The sequence below is a fragment of the Lysinibacillus sp. 10T31 genome (assembly GCF_056394365.1).
Genome location: NZ_JBFTHS010000017.1, coordinates 75,042 through 96,423 on the forward strand (window position 1 = coordinate 75,042; position 21,382 = coordinate 96,423).

At 40.3% G+C, this 21,382-nt stretch carries 19 protein-coding genes; 15 read left to right on the forward strand and 4 right to left on the reverse strand.

The window, feature by feature from the left end:
* Positions 1-59 precede the first annotated feature (59 nt).
* Positions 60-2,828, forward strand: a complete 2,769-nt coding sequence (gene ileS, locus AC1DCY_RS11890; protein WP_477350339.1) for an isoleucine--tRNA ligase — start codon at positions 60-62, stop codon at positions 2,826-2,828.
* Positions 2,829-2,980: 152 nt separating this feature from the next.
* On the opposite strand, the gene AC1DCY_RS11895 is transcribed toward ileS, so the two are convergent.
* Complete coding sequence (locus tag AC1DCY_RS11895) at positions 2,981-4,159, reverse strand: helix-turn-helix transcriptional regulator (protein ID WP_477350341.1); 1,179 nt, start codon at positions 4,157-4,159, stop codon at positions 2,981-2,983.
* A gap of 237 nt (positions 4,160-4,396) precedes the next feature.
* Here AC1DCY_RS11895 and AC1DCY_RS11900 point away from each other — a divergent pair, with 237 nt between their 5' ends.
* Positions 4,397-4,732 (forward strand): hypothetical protein, encoded by a 336-nt coding sequence (locus AC1DCY_RS11900; RefSeq protein WP_477350343.1) that lies wholly within the window; start codon positions 4,397-4,399, stop codon positions 4,730-4,732.
* Positions 4,733-4,755: 23 nt separating this feature from the next.
* Positions 4,756-6,324: a sodium/solute symporter gene (locus AC1DCY_RS11905; protein WP_477350345.1), complete on the forward strand. Its 1,569-nt coding sequence runs from the start codon at positions 4,756-4,758 to the stop codon at positions 6,322-6,324.
* 49 nt (positions 6,325-6,373) lie between these two features.
* On the opposite strand, the gene AC1DCY_RS11910 is transcribed toward AC1DCY_RS11905, so the two are convergent.
* Together AC1DCY_RS11910 and AC1DCY_RS11915 are read right to left on the reverse strand one after the other, a co-directional pair.
* Positions 6,374-7,084, reverse strand: a complete 711-nt coding sequence (locus AC1DCY_RS11910; protein ID WP_477350347.1) for a hypothetical protein — start codon at positions 7,082-7,084, stop codon at positions 6,374-6,376.
* On the reverse strand, positions 6,978-7,496 hold the full coding sequence (locus tag AC1DCY_RS11915; protein WP_477350349.1) for a hypothetical protein: 519 nt from the start codon (positions 7,494-7,496) through the stop codon (positions 6,978-6,980). Before AC1DCY_RS11915 ends, AC1DCY_RS11910 begins: the two co-directional genes overlap by 107 nt.
* 176 nt (positions 7,497-7,672) lie before the next feature.
* Here AC1DCY_RS11915 and lspA point away from each other — a divergent pair, with 176 nt between their 5' ends.
* The 12 genes from lspA (at position 7,673) to pyrE (ending at position 20,959) form a co-directional block, all read left to right on the forward strand.
* Positions 7,673-8,152 (forward strand): signal peptidase II, encoded by a 480-nt coding sequence (gene lspA / locus AC1DCY_RS11920; protein ID WP_477350350.1) that lies wholly within the window; start codon positions 7,673-7,675, stop codon positions 8,150-8,152.
* A complete protein-coding gene (locus tag AC1DCY_RS11925) occupies positions 8,149-9,060 on the forward strand; it encodes an RluA family pseudouridine synthase (protein WP_477350352.1) in 912 nt (303 codons plus the stop codon). Before lspA ends, AC1DCY_RS11925 begins: the two co-directional genes overlap by 4 nt.
* 203 nt (positions 9,061-9,263) lie before the next feature.
* Positions 9,264-9,842 carry a bifunctional pyr operon transcriptional regulator/uracil phosphoribosyltransferase PyrR gene (pyrR, locus tag AC1DCY_RS11930; protein WP_477350353.1) on the forward strand — a complete coding sequence of 193 codons (579 nt, stop codon included), beginning with the start codon at positions 9,264-9,266 and terminating at the stop codon, positions 9,840-9,842.
* A gap of 20 nt (positions 9,843-9,862) precedes the next feature.
* The gene (locus AC1DCY_RS11935; RefSeq protein ID WP_477350355.1) at positions 9,863-11,173 is read left to right on the forward strand and encodes a solute carrier family 23 protein; all 1,311 of its coding nucleotides are present in this window, start codon (positions 9,863-9,865) and stop codon (positions 11,171-11,173) included.
* Between the two features lie 319 nt (positions 11,174-11,492).
* A complete protein-coding gene (locus AC1DCY_RS11940; protein WP_477350357.1) occupies positions 11,493-12,371 on the forward strand; it encodes an aspartate carbamoyltransferase catalytic subunit in 879 nt (292 codons plus the stop codon).
* A gap of 1 nt (position 12,372) precedes the next feature.
* On the forward strand, positions 12,373-13,650 hold the full coding sequence (locus tag AC1DCY_RS11945) for a dihydroorotase (RefSeq protein WP_477350359.1): 1,278 nt from the start codon (positions 12,373-12,375) through the stop codon (positions 13,648-13,650).
* Positions 13,650-14,750, forward strand: a complete 1,101-nt coding sequence (locus AC1DCY_RS11950) for a carbamoyl phosphate synthase small subunit (protein WP_477350361.1) — start codon at positions 13,650-13,652, stop codon at positions 14,748-14,750. The genes AC1DCY_RS11945 and AC1DCY_RS11950 overlap by 1 nt, the downstream gene beginning before the upstream one ends.
* Positions 14,743-17,940 carry a carbamoyl-phosphate synthase large subunit gene (carB, locus tag AC1DCY_RS11955; RefSeq protein WP_477350363.1) on the forward strand — a complete coding sequence of 1,066 codons (3,198 nt, stop codon included), beginning with the start codon at positions 14,743-14,745 and terminating at the stop codon, positions 17,938-17,940. Before AC1DCY_RS11950 ends, carB begins: the two co-directional genes overlap by 8 nt.
* A 1-nt stretch (position 17,941) precedes the next feature.
* Entirely contained in the window at positions 17,942-18,715 is a 774-nt protein-coding gene (locus AC1DCY_RS11960; protein ID WP_477350365.1) for a dihydroorotate dehydrogenase electron transfer subunit, read from the forward strand.
* Positions 18,712-19,626, forward strand: a complete 915-nt coding sequence (locus AC1DCY_RS11965; protein WP_477350366.1) for a dihydroorotate dehydrogenase — start codon at positions 18,712-18,714, stop codon at positions 19,624-19,626. The genes AC1DCY_RS11960 and AC1DCY_RS11965 overlap by 4 nt, the downstream gene beginning before the upstream one ends.
* Positions 19,623-20,327: an orotidine-5'-phosphate decarboxylase gene (pyrF, locus tag AC1DCY_RS11970; protein ID WP_477350368.1), complete on the forward strand. Its 705-nt coding sequence runs from the start codon at positions 19,623-19,625 to the stop codon at positions 20,325-20,327. Before AC1DCY_RS11965 ends, pyrF begins: the two co-directional genes overlap by 4 nt.
* A gap of 2 nt (positions 20,328-20,329) precedes the next feature.
* Entirely contained in the window at positions 20,330-20,959 is a 630-nt protein-coding gene (gene pyrE / locus AC1DCY_RS11975; RefSeq protein ID WP_268638070.1) for an orotate phosphoribosyltransferase, read from the forward strand.
* Between the two features lie 313 nt (positions 20,960-21,272).
* Here pyrE and AC1DCY_RS11980 read toward each other — a convergent pair.
* Positions 21,273-21,382: IS3 family transposase (locus AC1DCY_RS11980; RefSeq protein WP_477350376.1), on the reverse strand; the 110-nt coding region annotated here is incomplete at its 5' end.

Sequence of the window (21,382 nt, forward strand, 5' to 3'; positions counted from 1 at the left end):
GTGAATGAGCGCCTTAGTGCATATGTTCTTTGTTTGTAAAATAAAGGAGGAATTGAAAAATGGTTGAGTACAAAGATACTTTATTAATGCCAAAAACAGATTTCCCAATGCGTGGAAACTTACCGGCAAATGAACCGAAGATGCAAGAAAAATGGAATGAAATGGACATTAATAAATTACAGATGGAGCGTACAGAAGGACGCCCTGAGTATGTGTTACACGATGGACCTCCATATGCAAATGGTGATATCCATATCGGCCATGCTTTAAATAAAGTACTGAAAGATATGATTACGCGTCATCGCTCTATGACTGGCTACCATGTAAACTATATTCCAGGTTGGGATACACATGGTTTACCAATTGAGCAAGCACTTACGAACAAAGGTGTAAAGCGCAAAGAAATGACTGTTGCTGAATTCCGTAAATTATGTGAAGAGTATGCTTACGAGCAAATCGACAACCAACGTACACAATTCCGCCGTTTAGGTGTTCGTGGTGATTGGGAAAATCCATATATTACATTAAAGCCTGAATTTGAAGCACGTCAAATTGAAGTATTCGGAAAGATGGCTGAAAAAGGCTATATTTATAAAGGTTTAAAACCAGTTTACTGGTCTCCATCATCTGAATCTGCACTTGCAGAAGCAGAGATTGAATATCAAGATATTAAATCGCCTTCTATTTATGTAAGCTTTGCGCTTAAAGATGCTAAAGGTGTTGTCCCAGCAGATGCTAAAATGATCATTTGGACAACAACACCTTGGACAATTCCAGCAAACTTAGGGATTTCTGTGAACCCTGAATTTATCTATGTGGTTGTTGCAGTTGCAGATAAAAAATTCATCATTGCAAAAGAATTATTAGAAACAGTTGCTAACGAACTTGAGTGGGAAGCATACGAAGTTGTTCAAGAAGTTAAAGGTGATGCATTAGATCGAATTGTTGCACAGCACCCATTCTATGACCGTGAATCTCTTGTGATGGTTGGAGAGCACGTAACTGCTGAAGCGGGTACTGGCTGTGTTCATACAGCACCAGGACACGGGGAAGATGACTATCATATTAGTAAGCAATATGGTCTACCAATTCTTAGCCCTGTTGATAATAGCGGCTGCTATACAGATGAAGCACCTGGTTTTGAAGGTGTATTCTACAATGATGCAAACAAATTAATCACAGAAAAATTAAAAGAAGTAGGCGCATTAGAAAAACTTAACTTCTTTACACACTCTTATCCACATGACTGGCGTACGAAGAAACCAGTTATTTATCGTGCAACACCACAATGGTTTGCGTCAATAGATGCATTCCGTGATGAGTTACTAGACGCTGTGAAATCAACAACATTTACACCTGCTTGGGGTGAAACTCGTCTTTATAATATGATTCGTGACCGTGGAGACTGGGTAATTTCACGTCAGCGTGCATGGGGCGTGCCAATTCCAATTTTCTATGCTGAAAATGGAGAGCCGATTATTACACCAGAAACAATCGCTCATATCTCTGCGTTATTCCGTGAACATGGGTCAAATATTTGGTTCCAAAAAACAGCAAATGAATTATTACCAGAAGGTTTCACACATGCAGGTAGCCCGAACGGTGAATTTACAAAAGAAAACGATATTATGGACGTTTGGTTTGACTCAGGTTCTTCTCACCAAGGTGTGCTAGTAGAACGTGGTATGAAATATCCAGCTGATTTATATTTAGAGGGCTCTGACCAACACCGTGGATGGTTCAACTCATCATTAATTACTTCTGTAGCTATTAATGGCTATGCACCATATAAGGGACTATTAACACATGGTTTCGTGCTAGATGGTGAAGGTCGTAAGATGAGTAAATCTTTAGGGAATGTAATTATCCCGAAAAAGGTTATGGATCAATATGGAGCAGATATTCTGCGTTTATGGGTTGCTTCTGTAGATTATACAGCCGACGTTCGTATCTCAATGGATATGTTGAAGCAAGTATCTGAGGTTTATCGAAAAATCCGTAACACATTCCGTTTCTTACACGGAAATGTAGCTGATTTCGATGTAACGAAAGATCGAGTAGCATATGAGGATCTTCGTGAAATGGATCAGTACGTTTATATGCGCTTACAGGATGTATTAAAAACTGTACGTGCTGCATATGATCGCTATGATTTCGCAGCGGTTTATCATGCAGTGAATAACTTTGTTGCTGTAGAATTATCTTCATTCTATTTAGATATTGCAAAAGATGTTGTGTACATCGAAGGCCATGACAACAAAGATCGCCGTGCGATGCAAACAGTTATTTATGACACATTAATGACATTAGTAAAAGTAATGTCACCTATTATTCCTCATACAAGTGACGAGATGTGGTCTTACTTACGTGCTCAAGGTGTTGTAGAAGAGGTATCTGTACAATTAACAGACTTCCCAGAAGTACATGAATATGAAAACTTCGAAAGCCTACGTACAAAATGGGTGAAAATTATTGATGTTCGTGATGATATTTTAAAAGCATTAGAAGAAGCTCGTAATGCAAAAACAATCGGTAAATCACTTGAAGCGAAAGTGACAGTTTATGCGAAAGAAGATGTGGCAGCATTATTAAATGATGCAAGCATTGACTTTGCACAGCTTTCAATCGTTTCTGCCTTTGAAGTAGCATCAATTGAAGCTGCACCTGCAGATGCATTAGCTCTAGAACATGCATCGATTGTTGTAGAAAAGGCAACAGGTGAAAAATGTGAGCGTTGCTGGTCTATTTCTGAAACAGTCGGCTCAAATGAAGCACAACCAACAGTGTGTGCGCGTTGTGCTGAAGTTGTAGAAAAGTATTACGCTTAAAAATAAACAATAAATAAGAATCTGCATTCTATGTAATTAATAACGCAAGTCTCCTGGTGATGGGGGGCTTGCGTTTTTTACTTTGTCATTGAGGTCTAGCAGATTCTTTTTTGTAGTGGAGTGACTTGAATGCTTCATTTGCGTGTTGTGAACTATTTAAATAATATTTCTTGCGTATTACGGTAGTCTGTTGGGGATATGCCGACATATTTCTTAAAGGTAAGGCTGAAATAATTAGGTGTGTTAAAGCCACAGATGAAGGAGATTTTTTCGATGGTGTAATCGTATTTTCGCAAATACGGCAGTGACTTGATGATACGTGTAAAGGCTACATAATCCACAAAATTGCGACCAGTCTCTTTTTTAAATAATCTGCTAAAATGAGTAGCACTAAAGTTGATATATTTGGCAACATCACTAATCGTCAGTTGTTCATCATAATGCTCCTCGATATATTGGATAGCCTTTTGGAGCTGTTCTTGCTTTGTTAAATCTTCATAAAATCGTATATGAATACTATGAACGGGCGGTTTCCTCCGTGCCTTTCGAGCTTGGCTATAGGATTCCTTGACTTGCATGGCGTCCTGAAAAACTCCACCAATCCCCATAAAAAGATGGATACAATAATCTTTTTTCAACACTTCAATAACCTCAAGTAAACAAGCTTCCCCCTCAGACCAATGCTTAAAAGATGTGTATTCATTAGGAATGCGCATAAGCAACAGTAAATAACGTTCAAAATGTAAGAAGGTTAGGGGTGCTTTATTAGCAAAGTTTTGGTGGAATACATTTGTTATAACACTGCTTGCATCATGAGGGATAGGTCCACCTTCATTTACATCTATATAGCCCTGGATTAAAAAGACGATATTTGGGATGCAATGCCTCGATAAGAAAGATGATGACTGGATTATTTCCTGCTCACTTTCAACCTCTCCTCGTATAAGCCGTTTTAAAAAAGCTTCTCGGAAGGGTGAAGTATGGTCTTGCGTAATTTGCTGCGATAACTCAAGCATTGTAAGAGTACTTGCCTGTTTTTCTTTGTAGGATGTATAAAGCTTTTTAACAATTCTTAGAAATTTTGCTTTCTGTAATGGCTTTATAAGAAGTGCGGACAAATTTAGTTCGATTGCTATACCAGTTGAGTAGGTAAGGTGTTCTGCAACAATAGGGATAATTATACTATTAGGATAATTTCTTTTTAACCGATTTATCTTTACCCAGTCAAATAAATGGTTGATTTCATAGATAATGATGGCGGAAGTCTCTGTTTTGGGTTCTTCACAATTAATAAAGGTATTAGGTAAAAATTCTTCTAACCAGTAGTCCATTTGTAGTTTTTCATTTGAATTTTCAATGTACCAAACAATATTTAATATGCTAACATCTCCTTTCTATTTAAAATGGAAAATGATAAAAATATTTTAACTTAAAATAGCATTTTTTTGTACTAATACAGCAATATTTTGTAACTATTTTATAGATTAAATAGAATAGAATAATTGTAGTGAATAATAATTTGAAATTTCAGATAATTATTCGCTGATACAGAGAGGGGGAGCTGAAATATGGCGGAAGTAGGGAGTCATGATTATGAATACGTGGAAGCTGGAACTGTAGATGTGAAGGATCTTCCACCGCTAGATGCAACTACTAACAAAATTATGAAAGATGAGTTTACTACAGGTTTTAGCTTAACGGTATTTTATTTCATTTTAATTTTTAGTATTCCAGTTATGAACTGGTTTGCTCCGGAGCTTGCTTTCAAGAAAATTTGGGGTGGTATGACAGTTACATGGTTTGTGACAACCGTCGTAATGATGTTAATGGCTTTTATTATTGCGTATGTGCATACAGCATTGTACGAAAAACGCCTAAAGAAATACGAAATACTAAATAAGTAGTTTTAGCTAAGGGGGTATGTAGAATGATGAAAGCTCTATTAGAACCAAAGATGTTAATGACAATTGTATTAATGGGAACAATTGTATACATTACGTATTTAACGAAAAGAAATGCAACGGCATCCGATTTCTTTGTTGGGGGACGAAGTTTTGGATGGTTTACAAATGGTTCTGCAATTGGAGGAGACTATTTAAGCGCAGCTACATTTCTTGGGATAGCTGGTTTAACTTTTCAATTAGGATATGACGGTGCATATTATGCATTTTGCTTCTCTATTGGATTAACGTTGTTAGCTATTTTTGTGACAGGTCCGTTAAGACGTTTTGGAGCATTTACCGTTGCCGATTTTTTAGCCTATCGTTTTCATAGTAGACGAGCTCGGCTAGTAGCTGTAGCTGTGGTTTTAGCGATTTCTGGTTTTTATGCAGCACCACAATTATTAGGGGCTGCACAAATTTTAAGTATGTTTTTTGGGACTTCATATGAATTCGGCATCATCTTTACTTGTATTGTAATGGTTTTCTATGTAGGGATAGGCGGTATGAAAGGAACAACAATCAACCAAGCTTTAGAGCTTTGGATTCGCCTGGGTGYGTTTGCTGTTATGTTGATTGCAGCGATGTATAGTGGTTTGCATTACGATAAAATTTTAGCGGCTATTAATTCATTCAGCGGTCCGATAACAGGAACCTCACCATATGCACTAGATGGAAATGATATTAATTTTGATGGGGCTGCATGGACAGGAACAGGCTTTTATTTCCCGACATTTTGGCAAACCATCAGTATGACAATAGGTTTAGCATTAGGAACAATAGGCCTCCCGCATATATTACTAAGATTTTATACGAATCCAAGTGCTAAGGCGGCTCGTAAATCAGCATTAATGGCGATTGGGATTGCCAGTACGTTTTTCTTATTAGCTGTATTTTTAGGTGTTGTAGGTCGTTCTATTTTCATCTCGGGTACAGCAAGTGATGAAGTAATGCGTGATCTAGTGCTTGGCGGAAACAACATGGTTATCCCTACAACAGCACTGGCACTAGGAGGCAAATGGCTACTTGGACTAGTCATAGCAGGTGCATTTGCGGCCATATTCTCGAATTTATCAGGGTTATTTATCACAAGCTCAGGTGCATTAGCCCATGATTTATATGCAAGCATAATGAAAAAGGATATTACAGAAAAACAACGAGTAGTTGCAGGGAAAGTAGCAATTGTTTTATTAGGTATTTTATACGGAGCATTGGGCTTACTAGTTAAGGATGCATCCATAGGACATTTAGTGGCGCTAGCCTTTACTGTTGCAGCGAGTACCTTTACACCAATATTTATTTTAGGTATTTGGTGGAGAGGCATGACAGAAAAAGGAGCAATTGCAGGTTTACTCATTGGTCTGGGCGTATCTATGTGGATGATTTTTCTACCAGGAACATTACCAAGCTTCTTACAATTTAAAATCCCAGGCATAGTGACAGTTCCAGTAGGCTTCTTATCCGTAGTTATTGTGTCATTATTAGATCGAAAAGTACCAGCAGATGTTAATGATTTCATGAAGCGTGTGCATTCAAAAGAGTCTGAAACAGCCTGAAACTTCTGCATCTGTATAGCATTGAATAAAAATTGAAAAGCTATTGCCATTACTTATGAAGTGATGGTAATAGCTTTTTTTTGCAGGAACGAAAGTGACGGAATGAAAGGCCGGAGTGACGGATAGAAGAGCCCGAATGACGGATAGAAACCAGAGCGATGGAAGAAGAGCCGAAGTGACGAAAAGAAACCAGGGCGATGGAAGAAGAGCCGAAGTGACGAAAAGAAACCAGGGCGATGGATGAATGAGCCGAAGCGACGGATGAAAATAAGAGCGACGGAAAGAAGAGTCGAAGCGACGGATAGAAAGCCGAGAGCGACGGAAAGAAAGGCCGGAGTGACGGAAAGAAACCAGCGCGACGGAAGGTAGAGTCGAAGTGATGGATAGAGCCGCCAAAATCGTGGATAGAACAGTAGAAAGAAAGGCCAAAGCGACGGATAGAAGAGCCAGAATGACGGAAAGAAAGGCCAAAGTGACGGAAAGAAAGGCCGAAGTGACGGAAAGAAAGGCCGAAGCGACGGAAAGAAGAGTCAAAGTGATGGATAGAGGCGCCAAAGTCGTGGATAGAACAGTCAAAATCGTGGATAGAGCCGCCAAAATCGTGGATAGAGCCGCCGAAGCGGGGAAAGAAGAGCCAGAATGACGGAAAGAAATCAGAACGACGGAAAGAAGAGCCGAAGCGACGAAAAGAAACCAGAGCGACGGAAGGTAGAGTCGAAGTGATGGATAGAGCCGCCAAAGTCGTGGATAGAACAGTCAAAATCGTGGATAGAGCCGCCAAAATCGTGGATAGAACGGTCAAAGTCGTGGATAGAGCAGCCAAAGCGGGAAAGAAGAGCCAGAATGACGGATTGAAACCTGATAGAAACCAGAACGACGGAAAGAAGAGCCGAAGCGACGGATAGAAAGCCGAGAGCGACGGAAAGAAGAGTCGAAGCGACTGATAAAAGAGTCAAAATCGTGGATAGAGCCGCCAAAATCGTGGATAGAGCAGTCAAAATCGTGGATAGAACCACCAAAGCGACAGAAAGAAAGGCCAAAGCGACGGATTGAAGGGCCGAAGTGACGGAAAGAAAGGCCAAAACGACGGAAAGAAAGGCCAAAACGACGGAAAGAAGAGTCCAAACGACGGATAGAGCCCCCAAAACCGTGAATAGAACCACCAAAACCATAGATAGAACCGCCAAAGTGACAGATAGCTCAACAAACATCCGCAGGAAAGCGCCCAGTCGGAAGGGAAATCTACCCCTACAATGGTGATGATCCATATTTTCATGCTATATTAGTTATTCTGAGATGGGCTGTTATGGTAGAATAGGTTAGATGTTGAGCGAACGGAGGAGTGTTTGTGTATAAATATTATGGATTGGCCGTATTCGTAGTTATTTTAGATCAGTGGACAAAATGGCTAATTGTGAAAAATATGGAGTTTGGCGAGCGAATTTCAGTATGGGATCCTTGGTTTGGGATATTGTCTCATCGCAATAGAGGAGCGGCATGGGGGATGCTAGAAGGACAAATGTGGTTATTTAGCATTGTCACGATAGGCGTGATTTGTGCTATCCTATACTTTTATCATAAAGAGGCTAAGGGTAAACCTATTTTTCAAGTAGGCTTAATGTTTTTATTAGGCGGAGCTATAGGTAATTTTATTGACCGTATATTTAGAGGTGAAGTGGTCGATTTTGTACATGTCTTAATTCCAGTAATTAATTATGATTTCCCAATCTTCAATATTGCAGATGCTGCTTTAACTATGGCGGTAGTGATATTAATGATTGGCTTAATCGTTGAAGATAAAAAAGGAAAGAAACAGGTGAAAGAATGACGCAAGTATCATATACAATGGAAGAACAACAACAGGGAGAGCGCATTGACAAGGCGCTTTCAGGTGTGCAATCAGAGTGGTCGCGTACACAAATCGGGAATTGGATTACTGATGGTATTGTCAAAGTAAATGGAGAGACTGTCAAGGCGAAGTATAAGGTAAAAGTAGGGGATATTGTAGAAATTGATGTACCCGAAGCAGAGCCATTAGATGTTATTGCTGAAAACTTAGCGCTTGATATTGTTTATGAAGATGCAGATGTTCTTGTTGTAAATAAACCAAAGGGTATGGTTGTCCATCCAGCACCTGGACATATGACAGGTACTCTTGTAAACGGCTTAATGTATCATTGTCAGGATTTATCAGGTATTAATGGCGTTATGCGTCCGGGGATTGTCCATCGTATTGATAAGGACACATCAGGATTATTGATGGTTGCTAAAAATGATGCAGCTCATGAATCGTTAGTGAATCAGCTAGTCAATAAAACAGTAACACGTAAATATACTGCGCTAGTTCACGGGCATATTGCACATGATAAAGGCACAATTGATGCACCGATTGGACGCGATCAAAAAGATCGTCAAAAACAAGCAGTTGTCGATAAAGGGAAGCATGCAGTAACTCACTTCCAAGTTATCGAACGCTTTGGCGAATACACTCTTGTAGAATGTCGCTTAGAAACAGGACGAACTCATCAAATTCGTGTGCATATGAAATATATTGGATTCCCACTTGTTGGTGATCCAAAATATGGACCAAAAAAGACAATGGACTTTGGTGGACAAGTATTACACGCAGGAATTTTAGGGTTCGATCACCCTACATCAGGCGAATATATGGAGTTTGAAACACCAATTCCTGTTGATTATGAACAATTATTAAATGATTTAAGAAATAGTCATTGACGTATAGTAAAAGAAGGTCTATACTAACGAAAGTGAATGAACAACTTAACTAAATATTCACCTTTAATGACAGTCCAGAGAGGCTGAGAAGGTACATGTGAATGTGTTGTAAAAAATTTGTGATGCAAATTTTTCAACATACTATTTAAACACGTATATAACCCTCTCAGGCCATTCGCCTTGAGAGGTTTTTTTATGGACACATGACCACAATAAATAAAAGAGAGGAGGAAACTTACATGGCACAAAATGAGTTATTAGATGGCCCATCTATGGCAAGAGCGTTAACACGCATTGCACATGAAATTATTGAACGCAATAAAGGAATCGATGAATGTATTCTAGTTGGTATTAAAACACGAGGTGCCTTTCTTGCAAGGCGTCTTGCAGAACGAATTGAAAAAATTGAAGGCAAACCAATCCGTACGGGGGAGCTAGACATCACCCTTTATCGAGATGATTTAACAACAAAGCATGATAATGAACAGGCACATGTTGAACAAGTAGATATTGATGATGTGGTCGTTAATCAAAAAATTATTCTAGTCGATGATGTACTTTACACAGGACGTACAGTACGCGCAGCACTTGATGCAGTAATGGATTTAGGGCGACCTTCACAAATTCAACTTGCAGTCCTGATCGACAGAGGTCATAGAGAACTACCAATAAGAGCTGATTATGTTGGCAAAAATGTACCAACATCTGGCGCTGAGCGTATTGTCGTAAATTTACAAGAGGTAGACGGAGAAGATTGCGTCATCATTTTTAAAGAAGACTAACTATAAAGTGAGGAAGCATTATGTCAAATGCAGTATTAGATATTAAAGATAAACCGACCCCAGTCCAACTAGTGACATTAAGTTTCCAGCACATGTTTGCCATGTTTGGGTCAACGATCTTAGTTCCTCAGTTGGTTGGTCTTAGTCCAGCGATTGCCCTTTTAACAAGTGGAATTGCTACACTGTTCTTCTTATTAATTACGAAATTTCAAGTGCCAGCATATTTAGGTTCATCCTTTGCCTTTATCGCACCGATTTTACTTGCCGCAGGTGGTTTAAATGAAGATGGTTCAAGTGTAAATCCAGGTCATGCGATGATTGGTGCAATGGCAGTCGGGATTACATATGGTATCGTATCCCTAATTATCTGGAAAAGCGGCTACAAATGGATTATGAAAATTTTACCGCCGATTGTAGTAGGACCTGTCATAATGGTAATTGGTCTTGGACTATCAGGGACAGCGGTAAGTATGGCGATGAATGTAGATGGTGAATATAACTTTTTACACTTCTCAGCAGCGTTAGTGACTTTATTTACAGCCATAATTTTCACGATAGCCTTTAAAGGCATTTTAAGTACAATGCCGATCTTAATTGGCTTAATCGTAGGATATGTTTACTCGATGATGATCAACATTGTTGATTATTCACCAATTGCGAAAGCAGATTTCTTTGCACTACCTGACTTCTTAATCCCAGGTGTTCACTATGAGTTTGAACTTACTACAAAGCTACTCCTAACAATGGTGCCAATCGTTATCGTAACGATTTCCGAGCATATTGGTCACCAGTTAGTATTAGGGAAAGTTGTTAATCGAGATTATATTAAAGAGCCAGGCTTACACCGTTCACTTTTAGGTGATGGAATTGGAACATTTATTAGTGCATTAATCGGTGGTCCACCGAAAACAACTTACGGTGAAAATATCGGTGTCCTTGCTATCACGCGTGTTTACAGTGTGTATGTCATTGCAGGTGCGGCAGTCGTAGCCATTTTACTATCATTCTTCGGGAAAGCAATGGCAGTTATTGCTACAATTCCAACAGCTGTTCTTGGTGGGGTGTCCATCTTACTCTTCGGTATCATTGCAGCAAGTGGATTACGAATGTTAGTTGATAATCATATCGACTTTGGTAATAGTCGTAACTTGGTCATTGCCTCAGTTATTTTAGTCATTGGTATCGGTGGTGCGAAGTTCGTAGTTTCAGAATCACTAAGTATCGAAGGTATGGCATTAGCAGCGATTATCGGTGTTGTTTTAAATGCCATCCTACCAGGTAAAAAAGAAGCGGATATACCAATACCGCACAATCAAAATAAAAATTCATAGAAGTACCTTTTAATGAATTGTCCAGAGAGGCAAAAAAGGGGAAGTTGTAGACAGTCTAAAAGTAGGAATGGATCCTGCTGTAGTTTGTCGCGCCTCCTTATGCCTCGTTGATGACATCAACGAGGCTTTTATTATCTTCATTCATCCCCCTGAAGGTGAGATGAATGAAGATAAAGCCTCCGGCGGATGTCGCGGATTTTGAAAGGAATGAATTGTGCTCGCACAATTCAAAATCCGGACGCAATTACGCCAAGGCGAAATTGATTTTAGAGAACGTTATACATAACGTTCATGAAACACAACCCAGTGGAGGTACACGATGAAGAACTTATTATCGATGGAACATTTAACAATTGAAGAAATTAACCACATTCTAGATCGTGCGCAAGCTTTTGAGAATGGTGAAGCATCATCATTATCTCGCCCATACAACGTCGCAAATTTATTTTTCGAACCAAGTACACGTACGAAAACAAGCTTTGAAATGGCAGAGCGCAAAGTTGGTTGTATCGTTATACCATTTGACGGTAGCTTTTCAAGCGTCTCTAAAGGAGAGACATTGTACGATACGGTTAAGACGTTAGAAATGATTGGTATGGATGCAGTAGTCATTCGCGCAAAGGAAGATGCGTATTACAATGAACTACTTGAAGGCATCGATGTATCCATTATTAATGGAGGTGACGGAACTGGTCAGCATCCGTCTCAATCATTATTAGATCTTTATACAATCAAAAAAGAGTTTGGTTCTTTTGAAGGGTTGAATGTGACAATCGCTGGAGATATATGCCATAGCCGTGTAGCGAAATCGAATGCGTTAGCGTTACAGCGTTTAGGAGCAAATGTTCATTTCCTTTGTCCAGAAGATTGGGCAGGTAGTTTCGAAGCGCATCATTCTTGGGATGATTTAATCGAAATAAGCGATGTGATTATGTTACTTCGTGTGCAGCATGAACGTCATAAGGTTAATAAAAGCTTCTCAAAAGAGAGCTATCATGATGAGTACGGTTTAACAATTGAACGTGAGAAACAAATGAAGGAAAAGGCAATTATTATGCATCCAGCACCGGTCAATCGTGATGTAGAAATTGCTTCAGAGCTAGTAGAATGCGAGCGTTCTAGAATTTTCGAGCAGGTTCGTAATGGTGTCTATACACGAATGGCTATTGTTGAAACAATTTTAAAGGGGAGAGAATAACATGACAAAGGTTCTTCAAAATGTACAAATGCTAAATGAACAAGGCGAGCTACAAACAGTAAATATCGCTATGGTAGACGGCAAAATTACTGCAATAGGTCAAAACGTAACTATAGCAGACGCAGAAATTATTGAAGGAAATGGTTTAGTTGTTGCACCAGGCTTTGTCGATGTACACACGCATTTACGTGAGCCGGGCTTTGAACATAAAGAAACAATTGCTACAGGTTCAGCATCAGCAGCGAAAGGCGGCTTCACTACAATTTGTGCGATGCCAAATACAAAACCAGTGCCAGACTCAGTAGAAAATATGCAGTTAATTAACGGTCTTATTAAAGAAAGTGCAGTTATTCGAGTACTTCCATACGGCTCATTAACAAAGGATATCTCAGGAGAGGTTCGTACAAGTATTGAAGAATTAAAAGCACATGGGGCTGTCGCATTTTCAGATGATGGTGTTGGTATCCAGCTTGCATCAACAATGTATGAGCAAATGAAGGATGCAGCACAACACGGTATGGTAGTTGTCGCACACTGCGAAGATAACTCATTAATTTACGACGGTGTGATGCATGAAGGGAAGCGCAATCAAGAGCTTGGTTTACCAGGAATACCATCGATTTGTGAATCCGTTCAAATTGCACGAGATGTTCTACTGGCAGAAGCAGCCGGAGCACGCTACCACGTATGTCACGTATCAACGAAGGAATCTGTACGTGCAGTACGTGACGCGAAAGCAGCGGGTATTCGCGTCACTGCGGAAGTTTGCCCACATCATTTATTACTTGAAGAAATGGATATCCCATCAGATGATGCAAACTGGAAAATGAATCCTCCATTACGTGGAGCAGATGATAAAGACTCACTTCACGCAGCTATGCTAGACGGCACAATCGATTGTATCGCTACAGATCATGCTCCACATACAGTAGAAGAAAAATGCTGTGGTATGGTTGGTGCTCCGTTTGGCATTGTAGGTTTCGAAACAGCGTTCCCACTGCTTTACACACAGTTTGTAGAAACAGGGAAATGGACGTTAAAACAGTTGATTGACTGGATGACAGTCAAGGCAGCTCAAATTTTTGATTTACCATATGGCGCATTAGAAGTTGGTGCTTCGGCAGATATGATTTTAATTGATTTAAATAAAGAGCAAACAATTGATGCAGAAGGCTTTGTATCAAAAGGACGCAATACACCATTCAATGGTTGGGTAGCAAAAGGATGGCCAGTGCTAACAATTTTTGAAGGCAATATCGTATACCAGGAGGCAGAGTAATGAAAAAACGTTTACTTATTTTAGAAGATGGCACAGTATTTACAGGTACAGCGTTCGGTAGTGAGCGAGCTTCGCAAGGCGAGGTTGTATTCACGACAGGGATGACAGGTTATCAGGAAACAATTTCAGATCCTTCATTCTACGGACAAATCGTAACGTTAACTTACCCTTTAATCGGTAATTACGGTATTAACCGTGATGACTTTGAATCTATCACACCAGCTATTCGTGGATTTGTAGTTCGTGAATTAGCAAAAACTCCTTCAAACTTCCGTTGTGATTTAACGGTGGATGAGTACTTAACTTCAAAGGATATCCCGGGGATTGAAGGGATCGATACACGAAAATTAACACGCATTATTCGCAGTAAAGGGTCAGTAAAGGCTATTTTAACAGCGGCAGATGAAGAAGTGAACGTGGATGAAGTCGTAGCAACATTACAGGCAACACCAGCGATTACACATCATGTTCGTGAAGTATCACCGAAAGCAGCCTACCCATCACCAGGTCGTGGCAAACGCGTCGTATTAATTGACTATGGTATGAAGCACGGTATTCTTCGAGAGTTAAACAAACGTGATTGCGATGTACTCGTTGTCCCTTACAATACATCAGCAGAAGAAATTTTAGCGTGGCATCCAGATGGTATTATGCTGTCAAACGGTCCAGGTAACCCTGAAGATGTAGCAGAAGGCATCGAAACCGTACGTAATTTAATCGGAAAAGTACCAATGTTCGGCATTTGCTTAGGTCACCAAATCTTCTCGCTAGCATGTGGTGCACGAAGCTTCAAACTACCATTCGGTCACCGAGGTGGTAACCATCCGGTAAAAGATTTACGCACAGGTCGCACAGACTTAACATCTCAAAACCATGGTTATGCGATCGACATCGATTCATTAAAAGATACAGATTTAGAAATAACACATATCGCATTAAATGATGGTACTTGTGAGGGTGTACGTCACAAGAAATATCCAATCTTCACGGTGCAATATCACCCAGAAGCATCACCGGGTCCAGAGGATTCAAATCACCTATTTGATGAATTTATCGAAATGATGGAAGTAGAAGCAGGGAAGGGGAAACAACATGCCTAAACGTACAGATATTGAAACTATTTTAGTAATCGGATCAGGTCCAATCGTTATCGGACAAGCAGCAGAATTTGACTACGCAGGAACACAAGCTTGTCTTTCTTTAAAAGAAGAAGGCTATCGCGTTATTTTAATAAACTCAAACCCTGCAACAATAATGACAGATACAGAAATTGCCGACAAAGTATATATTGAGCCTATTACACTTGAGTTTGTATCACGAATTCTACGTAAAGAACGTCCGGATGCAATCCTACCAACACTTGGTGGTCAAACAGGTTTAAACATGGCCATTGAATTAGATAAATCAGGAATTTTAGATGAGCTTAGTATTGAAATTCTTGGAACGAAATTAGACGCGATCCATAAAGCAGAAGACCGCGATCTATTCCGTAATTTAATGTATGAACTAGGTGCTCCAGTTCCTGAATCAGATATTATTCATAACTTAGACGAAGCGAAAAACTTTGTAGCGAAAATTGGCTACCCAGTAATCGTTCGTCCTGCCTTCACGCTTGGTGGTACAGGCGGCGGTATTTGCTACAACGATCAAGATCTAGAGGAAATCGTGACATCTGGTCTAAAATATTCTCCAGTAACACAATGTTTACTAGAAAAATCAATCGCTGGTTATAAAGAAATCGAATATGAAGTAATGCGTGATGCTGTCGACAACGCAATCGTAGTATGTAACATGGAAAACGTTGACCCCGTTGGAATTCATACAGGTGACTCTATTGTAGTGGCACCTACACAAACACTTTCAGATCGAGAAAACCAAATGCTACGTAATATTTCATTAGATATTATCCGAGCACTTAAAATTGAAGGTGGCTGTAATGTACAGTTAGCACTTGATCCATACAGCTTTAATTACTATGTGATCGAAGTAAACCCTCGTGTATCGCGTTCATCAGCGCTAGCTTCAAAAGCAACAGGCTATCCAATTGCAAAGCTAGCAGCAAAAATCGCAGTTGGTTTAACATTAGATGAAATCAAAAACCCTGTAACAGGTTCTACGTATGCTTGCTTCGAGCCAGCTCTAGACTACATCGTGGCGAAAATTCCACGCTGGCCGTTCGATAAATTCGAATCAGCAAAGCGTAATCTTGGTACACAAATGAAAGCGACTGGTGAAGTAATGGCACTTGGTCGTACGTTTGAGGAAGCTATGCTAAAAGCAGTACGCTCTCTTGAAACAGGTCAAGTTCACTTAGAGCTAAAACATGCAGAAGAGAACTCTGATTCTTGGATTGAAAAACGTATCCGCAAAGCAGGTGACGAGCGTCTATTCTTTATCGGAGAAGCACTTCGTCGTGGTGTAACAATTGAGCAAATCCATGAATGGTCTGCAATTGACTTATTCTTCTTAAATAAATTCAAAAACATCGTAGATATGGAGCAAACACTTGCTGACCATAAAAACGATAAAGATGTGTTACGTACAGCAAAACGTCTAGGCTTTGCAGATAAGAAAATTGCTGAGCTTTGGGAAACAACACCAGAAGAAGTATATGCATATCGTAAAGAAAATGGCATTATCCCAGTATATAAAATGGTTGATACATGTGCAGCGGAGTTTGAATCTGAAACACCATACTTCTATGGCACATATGAAGATGAAAACGAATCGATTAAATCAGATAAGCCGTCAGTTGTGGTACTTGGTTCTGGTCCAATCCGCATTGGTCAAGGGGTTGAATTCGACTACGCAACAGTACACTCAGTATGGGCAATTCAAGAAGCGGGCTACGAAGCGATTATCATTAACTCGAATCCAGAGACAGTATCCACTGACTTCTCGATTTCAGATAAATTATACTTCGAGCCATTAACAATCGAAGACGTTATGCATATTATCGACCTTGAGCAACCAATTGGAGTAGTTGTACAATTCGGTGGTCAAACAGCTATTAATCTAGCTGATAAATTAGTTGCCAATGGCGTGAAAATCTTAGGTACAACACTTGAAGATATCGACCGTGCAGAAAATCGAGACAAGTTCGAACAAGCATTACGCGACTTGAACATTCCACAGCCACTAGGTCAAACAGCTGTATCAACGGAGGAAGCACTTGCTATTAGTGAACGCCTAGGCTTCCCTGTACTAGTTCGTCCTTCATACGTACTAGGTGGACGTGCGATGGAAATCGTCTACAACCAAGAAGAATTACAACATTATATGGAGAACGCAGTAGAAGCATCTCCGGATCACCCAGTATTAGTAGACCGCTACTTAACTGGTCAAGAAATTGAAGTAGATGCCATTTGTGACGGTGAAAATGTCTTAATTCCAGGTATTATGGAGCATATCGAACGTGCAGGGGTTCACTCTGGTGACTCGATCTCTGTATACCCGCCACAAAAATTAACACAAGCGCAAAAAGATACGTTAGTGGATTATACAACTCGCCTTGCAAAAGGTCTTGGTATCGTAGGCTTAATGAACATTCAATATGTAATTTCACAGGGTGAAGTATTTGTCATCGAGGTTAACCCTCGTTCATCTCGTACAGTACCGTTCTTAAGTAAAATTACAAACATTCCGATGGCGAATATCGCAACGAAAGCGATTCTTGGTAAATCAATCGTAGAACAAGGCTATCCAACAGGTTTAGCGCAAGAGCAAAAAGGTGTCTTCGTTAAAGTGCCAGTATTCTCATTCGCTAAATTACGTCGTGTTGACATTACACTAGGGCCTGAAATGAAATCAACAGGTGAAGTAATGGGTAAAGATGCAACATTAGAAAAAGCACTTTACAAAGGCTTAGTTGCAGCAGGTATGGAAATTCGTACAGAAGGCACAGTATTGTTCACTGTATCCGATAAAGATAAAGAGGAAGCAATTGCACTTGCAAAACGCTTCTCAACAGTAGGCTATCGTATTGTCGCAACTGAAGGTACAGCTAAAGCGTTTGAAGATGCAGGCGTACGCACAGATGTAGTTGGCAAAATCGGTGCAAAAGGTGAAACATTAATCGATTTAATTCAAAACGGTGAGGCACAACTTGTTGTCAACACTTTAACAAAAGGCAAGCAGCCGGCACGTGATGGCTTCAGAATTCGTCGTGAGTCTGTAGAAAATGGCGTACCTTGCTTAACTTCATTAGACACAGCGGAAGCGATGGTTCGAGTTATTGAATCAATGACATTCACAGCAGAACAAATGCCAAAAGCGGAGGTAGTACATTAATATGATTCGTCAAGAGAAAATGACGGTCGTCTCTCAAAAGCAAATTGCGACAAACATTTTCGAATTGACACTTCGTGGAGAACTGGTTCAGGATATGACACCTGGCCAGTTTGTCCATGTAAAGGTGTCAGATTCATTGGAGCCGCTTTTACGTCGACCAATTAGTATTGCAAATATAGATAAAGACAACAACGAATTTACAATGATTTATCGTGCGGAGGGTCGCGGAACAAAAGTGTTAGCGACAAATCGCGAAGGGCAGCTTGTCAATGTCCTTGGTCCAATCGGTAATGGGTTCCCTGTAGAAGCAGTAAAAGAGGGAGGCACAGCTCTACTAGTTGGTGGGGGAATTGGAGTACCTCCATTGCATGAGCTTTCCAAGCAATTGAATGCACGTGGTGTTAAAACAATTCATGTGCTAGGCTTCCAAACGGAGGATGTATGCTTCTATGAGGAAGAATTCAGTGCCCTTGGTGAAACGCATTATGTAACGGTTGACGGTTCTAAAGGAACAAAGGGCTTTGTCACAAATGTTTTAGAGTCACGAGCACCTGAATTTGATGTCTTTTATTCTTGCGGTCCGCTACCAATGTTAAAAGCACTTGAAGGCTTTTATCCAGAAAAAGAAGGTTATCTATCATTTGAAGAGCGTATGGGCTGTGGAATCGGTGCTTGCTTTGCATGCGTATGTAAAACAACAGATCAAGTAGCAAAAGACTATGTCAAAGTATGCTCTGACGGTCCAGTTTTCCCGAAAGGTACGGTGGCATTATGAGTCGTTTAAACATTCAATTACCAGGCTTAGACTTGAAAAATCCAATAATGCCAGCATCCGGCTGCTTTGGCTTTGGACGTGAATATGCGCAGCTTTATGATTTATCAAAGCTTGGCGCTATTATGATTAAAGCTACGACTGTGGAAACACGTCCCGGCAATCCAACTCCACGCGTAGCAGAAACAGCAGCAGGGATGTTGAATGCAATTGGTTTACAAAATCCCGGGATCGAAAAAGTAATGAATGAAGAATTAAAGTTTTTAGAAGCGTATGATGTGCCAATCATTGCAAATGTTGCGGGTACAGAGACAGCGGATTACGTAGAAGTAGCACAACGCATTTCTAGTGCACCAAATGTTAAAGCATTAGAGCTTAATATTTCTTGTCCGAACGTTAAATGTGGTGGTATTCAATTTGGGACAGACCCTGCAACTGCTCGTGAGTTAGTGAAAGCAGTCAAAGCTGTTTCTGAAGTGCCTGTATACGTGAAATTGTCTCCAAACGTAACGAACATCGTAGAAATCGCACAAGCTGTTGAAGCAGGTGGTGCAGATGGTATTACAATGATTAATACACTAATTGGTATGCGTTTAGACGAGCGTACAGGTAAGCCAGTGATTGCCAATGGTACAGGCGGCTTATCTGGTCCTGCCGTAAAACCAGTTGCGATTCGCATGGTCTATGAAGTGTATAAGGCTGTCAATATTCCGATAATTGGGATGGGTGGCGTGACAGAAGCGCAGGATGTTATTGACTTTATGTCAGCTGGCGCATCTGCAGTTGCTGTTGGAACAGCAAACTTTGTCGATCACTTCGTTTGTCCAAATATTATTGATGAACTACCAGCAATGCTCGATAAATTAGGAGTAGAGCATATTTCAGAAATTATCGGAAGGAGTCATCGTCTATGAATACAAAACCAATACTTGCACTAGATTTTCCTGGAGAAGCAGAAGTATTCAACTTTCTAAAGCACTTTAACGAGCCTCTTTTTGTGAAAATTGGTATGGAATTATATATGCAGGAAGGGCCGGATATTGTACGCAAGGTAAAAGATCTAGGTCATGATATTTTTCTAGATTTAAAATTACACGATATTCCTAATACAGTTGGCTCTGCTATGAAAGGTCTAGCAAAATTAGGGGTAGATTTAGTCAACGTTCATGCGGCGGGCGGACGCCCAATGATGGAGGCAGCGCTTGAGGGACTTGAAGCGGGTACTCTAGCAGGACGTGAACGTGCGGCATTAATTGCCGTAACACAGCTGACTTCTACAACAGAAGAGCAAATGCAGGCAGAGCAAAAAATTGCTTTATCTTTACAGGAGTCTGTATTACATTATGCAAGCTTAACAAAACAAGCTGGTTTAAATGGTGTTGTCTGCTCCGTACATGAGGCAAAAGCTATTGCTGAAGTGTGCGGTGAAGATTTCTTACGTGTGACACCTGGTATCCGATTAGCAGGTGGCGACGCACACGACCAAAAGCGCATTGCAACACCAGACGGCGCAAAACGTGATGGTTCTTCTTTAATCGTCGTTGGACGTGCCGTTACAGGTGCACAAGATCCAGTAGCAGCATATAAAATCGTAAGTGAATTATGGGAGGCATAACTATGACATTACAAAATGAAATCGCACACGCTATGTTAAAAGTAGGTGCAGTAGAATTAAATCCAACAGAACTATTCACATGGGCATCAGGCATTAAATCCCCAATCTACTGTGATACACGTCTGACAATTTCTGACCCTGTAATTCGTAAGCAATTAGCAAACGGTTTAGCATCTCTTATTAAAGAAAACTTTGGTACAACAGAAATCGTAGCAGGTACAGCAACAGCAGGTATTCCACATGCAGCGTGGGTAAGTGATATTTTAGATTTACCTATGGTTTATGTACGCTCTAAAGCAAAAGAACATGGCCGTGGTAACCAAATCGAAGGAAAATACGCAGCAGGTCAAAAAGTCGTAGTAGTAGAAGATATCGTTTCTACAGGCGGCTCATCTATTACTGCTGTAGAAGCCTTACGTGCAGCAGGCTGTGAAGTACTAGGCGTTGTTTGCGTCTACACATACAACCTTCCACGTGCTGAACAGGCATTTGAAGAGGCAGGCATTAAATATGTATCTCTAACAAATTTCGATTATTTAATTGAAGCAGCTAATGAATCAGGCGCTATTCAAGAAGGAGACATCCCATTCTTAAAAGACTGGCATGGAAAATTAAAAGCAGGAGAGCTTTAACTCCTTTCAGCGGGTGTTCAAACACCCACTGAAAGAAGTTAAGCCTCCGGCGGATGTCACGGAATCGGAAAGGAGTTCTTAAAGGATGTTAGCCTAAAAACATCGCATTCATGTGATAACAGCTAACTGACCTGCATCGGTAAAAACGCCACGTCCTGTGGCATTACCGAAATGACCGACATCGTGTCGGCCCTCACGCAGGCCTAAGCACAAAGCCGATTTCGGACGCAATTATGCCGAGACATAATTGATTTAATAAAGGGTGGTATGAATTTTTAAAATGTACCCTTTGTAAAGGACATTTAAAAAAAGGTTAGGCAACTTTTTGAAGCTGCTGTCTGTATTTTGCAGGCGGCAGCTTTTTTAAATTCCATTGCCCTCGATAATGATTGTAGTAAATCATATAACTCTTAATTTCTTTTT

What these genes read in the sequence shown, in the direction of transcription:
- ileS (WP_477350339.1), top strand. Translation starts at nt 60, where the DNA reads ATGGTTGAGTACAAAGATACTTTATTAATGCCAAAAACAGATTTCCCA.
- AC1DCY_RS11895 (WP_477350341.1), bottom strand. Translation starts at nt 4,159, where the DNA reads ATGGACTACTGGTTAGAAGAATTTTTACCTAATACCTTTATTAATTGT.
- AC1DCY_RS11900 (WP_477350343.1), top strand. Translation starts at nt 4,397, where the DNA reads ATGGCGGAAGTAGGGAGTCATGATTATGAATACGTGGAAGCTGGAACT.
- AC1DCY_RS11915 (WP_477350349.1), bottom strand. Translation starts at nt 7,496, where the DNA reads ATGGTTTTGGTGGTTCTATTCACGGTTTTGGGGGCTCTATCCGTCGTT.
- AC1DCY_RS11925 (WP_477350352.1), top strand. Translation starts at nt 8,149, where the DNA reads ATGACGCAAGTATCATATACAATGGAAGAACAACAACAGGGAGAGCGC.
- pyrR (WP_477350353.1), top strand. Translation starts at nt 9,264, where the DNA reads ATGACCACAATAAATAAAAGAGAGGAGGAAACTTACATGGCACAAAAT.
- AC1DCY_RS11935 (WP_477350355.1), top strand. Translation starts at nt 9,863, where the DNA reads ATGTCAAATGCAGTATTAGATATTAAAGATAAACCGACCCCAGTCCAA.
- AC1DCY_RS11940 (WP_477350357.1), top strand. Translation starts at nt 11,493, where the DNA reads ATGAAGAACTTATTATCGATGGAACATTTAACAATTGAAGAAATTAAC.
- AC1DCY_RS11945 (WP_477350359.1), top strand. Translation starts at nt 12,373, where the DNA reads ATGACAAAGGTTCTTCAAAATGTACAAATGCTAAATGAACAAGGCGAG.
- AC1DCY_RS11950 (WP_477350361.1), top strand. Translation starts at nt 13,650, where the DNA reads ATGAAAAAACGTTTACTTATTTTAGAAGATGGCACAGTATTTACAGGT.
- carB (WP_477350363.1), top strand. Translation starts at nt 14,743, where the DNA reads ATGCCTAAACGTACAGATATTGAAACTATTTTAGTAATCGGATCAGGT.
- AC1DCY_RS11960 (WP_477350365.1), top strand. Translation starts at nt 17,942, where the DNA reads ATGATTCGTCAAGAGAAAATGACGGTCGTCTCTCAAAAGCAAATTGCG.
- AC1DCY_RS11965 (WP_477350366.1), top strand. Translation starts at nt 18,712, where the DNA reads ATGAGTCGTTTAAACATTCAATTACCAGGCTTAGACTTGAAAAATCCA.
- pyrF (WP_477350368.1), top strand. Translation starts at nt 19,623, where the DNA reads ATGAATACAAAACCAATACTTGCACTAGATTTTCCTGGAGAAGCAGAA.
- pyrE (WP_268638070.1), top strand. Translation starts at nt 20,330, where the DNA reads ATGACATTACAAAATGAAATCGCACACGCTATGTTAAAAGTAGGTGCA.